A 3,145-nucleotide genomic window follows, 5' to 3' on the forward strand; every position below is an offset into this window, starting at 1 on the left:
CCTTCGAACACGAAAAAGCCTGGGGAATACAAAAAAGCGCTGGACCGTTATGGACAGCGCCGACTCGTTTCTTCCCTTTCAGGATTGGCGCTGGCTGGTAACACGTCGCGATGACATTGAAAAGACGATGATTGCATGTCATCGCAAGTGCTGGGTTGCCCCTGATGGCGGCCACGAAGGACTGCGGTCGCATGACCTGATCGCAATTGCCCGCTTTTTGGGTGGCGGCGGCACAGCGATCAGAACCGGTGAATGCTCGATCTCTTCGCCGGCGCGGGCGGGTGCTCGACGGGGCACCCTGTTACATTTTGATCTAGGGTTGCGTCGGAACGTTGATTGGCTCGACTGACCTGATGCCGATGACATATGGCCACCAGGGGTTGCGGTCGCGCAAAAGTGACAGCAATTTAATGCGACACTCGGGCCAATGCGTGATAACCGCCCGGGCATGCCGGCTCGCCCCCAAGCCAGGCTCCAGATTCGTGAAGACAAATCAGGGCGTTCCCTTGAACCGCATCATCCCGCTCATCCTGGCGGTCGCACTTTTCATGGAGAACATGGATTCGACCGTGATCGCGACGTCGCTGCCGGCGATCGCCGTCGACATCCACACCAGCCCGATCGCGCTCAAGCTGGCGCTGACCGCCTATCTGGTGTCACTGGCGATCTTCATTCCGATCAGCGGCTGGATGGCGGACCGGTTCGGCGCCAAGAACGTCTTTCGCGCCGCGATCGGCGTCTTCATCGTCGGCTCGGTGGCTTGCGCCATATCCAATTCACTGCCGGCCTTTGTCGTCTCGCGCTTCCTGCAAGGTATCGGCGGCGCGATGATGACTCCGGTCGGCCGCCTGGTGCTGGTACGCGCCACGCCGAAGAGCGAGCTGGTCGCGGCGATGTCCTGGCTGACCGTGCCGGCCCTGGTCGGACCGCTCGTCGGTCCACCGATCGGCGGCTTCATCACCACCTACTTCACCTGGCACTGGATCTTCCTGATCAATGTGCCAATCGGGCTTATCGGCATCTGGCTCGCCACCCGCTTCCTGCCGGAGACCGAGCCCGCCGAGACGCCGCCGCTGGATTTCCCCGGCTTCGTGCTGAGCGGGCTTGCGGCATCGGGCGTCGTTTTCGGCCTGTCGGTGGTCAGCCTGCCGGCCTTGCCGCCGATCGCCGGCTTCATCACCGTGGCGGTCGGGCTGGTGTCGGGCGTGCTCTATCTTCTGCATGCCAGGCGCGCTGAAAATCCGCTGCTTGCGCTGGATCTGTTCCGCAACCAGGTGTTCCGCTCCTCGGTGCTCGGGAGCTCGCTGTTTCGCATCGGCATCGGCGCGGTGCCGTTCCTTTTGCCGCTGATGTTCCAGATCGGTTTCGGGCTGACGCCATTCCAGTCGGGCATGATCACCTTCGTTTCGGCGATCGGCGCCATCGGCGTGAAATTCGTCACCGCGCTGATCTTCAGGCTTGCCGGCTTCCGCCGGGTGCTTATTTCGGGCTCGCTGATCGCGGCCGGGTCGATCGCCATCTATGGGCTGTTCACCCCCGAAACGCCCTATGCGCTGATGCTTGTCATATTGCTGGTTGGCGGCTTCATCCGCTCGATGTTCTTCACCGGCGTCAACGCGCTCTCCTATGCCGAGGTGTCGGCCGAAGATACCAGCAAGGCAACGCCGATCACGGCGGTGTTCCAGCAGCTGTCGATCGCGCTCGGCGTGGCGCTGGCCGGCGGTATCCTGGAAGTCTCGACGTCGATTCATGGCGGGCCGCTGACACTCAGCGACTTCCATGTCGCCTTTTTCATCGTGGCGGCGGTGTCGGCGGTGGCTTCGCTGACGTTCATGCGGCTGGCGTCCGATGCCGGCAACGCCGTGTCGGGGCATGGCAGGCTGGCAACACCGAAGACGCTGGAACCGGCGAGGTCGCCGGGGGAGTGAAGCGCCACTCCTTCTCCCCCTGTGGGAGAAGGTGGATCGGCGCGCGGCGCCGAGACGGTTGAGGGGTGCGCCACGGATCGCCGTCTTTGCCAAGCCGGATTACCCCTCATCCGGACCGCTGCGCGGCCACCTTCTCCCACAGGGGAGAGGGGAAAGGCGCTAGCCCTTAAAATCCTTCGCCAGCAGATAGAGCTCCACCGATTCATCCCGCGAGGCCGGCGGCTTGACGTGGTGGACCGAGCGGAAGTTCTGCTTCAACACAGACAGCAGCTCGTTCTCCGCACCGCCCTGGAAAGTCTTGGCGAGGAAGTGCCCGCCGGGCTTCAACACCGAGAGCGCGAAATCGGCGGCCACTTCGCACAGATGCATGGTACGCAGGTGATCGGTGCGGCGATGGCCCGTGGTGGGCGCCGCCATGTCCGACAGGACGACGTCCGGCTGGCCGCCAAGCGCCTCCGACAGCTTCTGCGGCGCCTCGGGGTCGAGGAAATCCATCAGCAGCACCGGGGCGCCCGGCACGGCGTCCATTTCCAGATAGTCGATGCCGACGACATGCGGGTTCTCCGCCGTCGACTTCGTCCGCGCGGCCGCCACCTGGCACCAGCCCCCGGGGGCGGCGCCGAGGTCGATCACCTTCATGCCCGGCTTCAGCAGATGGTGCTTGTCGTCGATCTCGATCAGTTTGTAGGCAGCGCGGGATCTGAATCCGTCCGCTTTCGAGCGCTGCACATAGGGATCATTCATGTGGCGCTCGAGCCAGCGGCGCGAGGATTCCTTCAGGCCGCTCTTCTTCTTGATCCGGGTCTTCAGCACCCGAATGCCGCCACCCGGCTTTTCCGGCTTCCTTGCCATTAGCGACCCCGCCCGTCGCTGCGCCAGACGCCGTCATCGGCCATCAGCTCACTCAAGATGCCCTCGCGCAGGCCCCGGTCGGCGACGCGCAGCCTCTCTGACGGCCAGACTCCGCGGATCGCCTCCAGGATGGCACAGCCGGCGAGCACGAGATCGGCGCGGTCGGCGCCGATGCAAGGGTTGGCGACACGCTGCTGAAAATCCCAGCCGACCAGTTTCTCGACCATGCGGTCGACGCTCTGCCGGTCCATCCACAGGCCGTCGACCCGGCGGCGGTCATAGCGCTCAAGTTCGAGATGGACGCCGGCGAGCGTCGTCACCGTGCCCGAGGTGCCGAGCAAGTGGAATTTCGGACTGGCGAGAAC

General features: G+C 64.2%; 3 protein-coding genes and 1 pseudogene. 2 read left to right on the forward strand and 2 right to left on the reverse strand.

The window, feature by feature from the left end:
* Positions 1 to 349: hypothetical protein (locus EN781_RS29490; RefSeq protein WP_210213508.1), on the forward strand; the 349-nt coding region annotated here is incomplete at its 5' end.
* Positions 350 to 506: 157 nt separating this feature from the next.
* Complete coding sequence (locus tag EN781_RS29495; protein WP_126059093.1) at positions 507 to 1,928, forward strand: MFS transporter; 1,422 nt, start codon at positions 507 to 509, stop codon at positions 1,926 to 1,928.
* 159 nt (positions 1,929 to 2,087) lie between these two features.
* Here the strand turns inward: EN781_RS29495 and EN781_RS29500 are convergent, their stop codons facing one another.
* Both EN781_RS29500 and EN781_RS29505 read right to left on the reverse strand, forming a co-directional pair.
* The gene (locus EN781_RS29500) at positions 2,088 to 2,780 is read right to left on the reverse strand and encodes an RlmE family RNA methyltransferase (RefSeq protein WP_126054988.1); all 693 of its coding nucleotides are present in this window, start codon (positions 2,778 to 2,780) and stop codon (positions 2,088 to 2,090) included.
* Positions 2,780 to 3,145, reverse strand: a pseudogene (locus EN781_RS29505) (Ppx/GppA family phosphatase); the annotation flags it as partial. The gene EN781_RS29500 and the pseudogene EN781_RS29505, both read right to left, overlap by 1 nt.

The organism is Mesorhizobium sp. M4A.F.Ca.ET.090.04.2.1, from assembly GCF_003999085.1.
In the GTDB taxonomy this organism is placed as follows: Bacteria; Pseudomonadota; Alphaproteobacteria; order Rhizobiales; family Rhizobiaceae; genus Mesorhizobium.

Excerpts from the sequence above, each read along its gene's own strand:
- EN781_RS29500 (WP_126054988.1), bottom strand. The coding sequence starts at position 2,780 with ATGGCAAGGAAGCCGGAAAAGCCGGGTGGCGGCATTCGGGTGCTGAAG.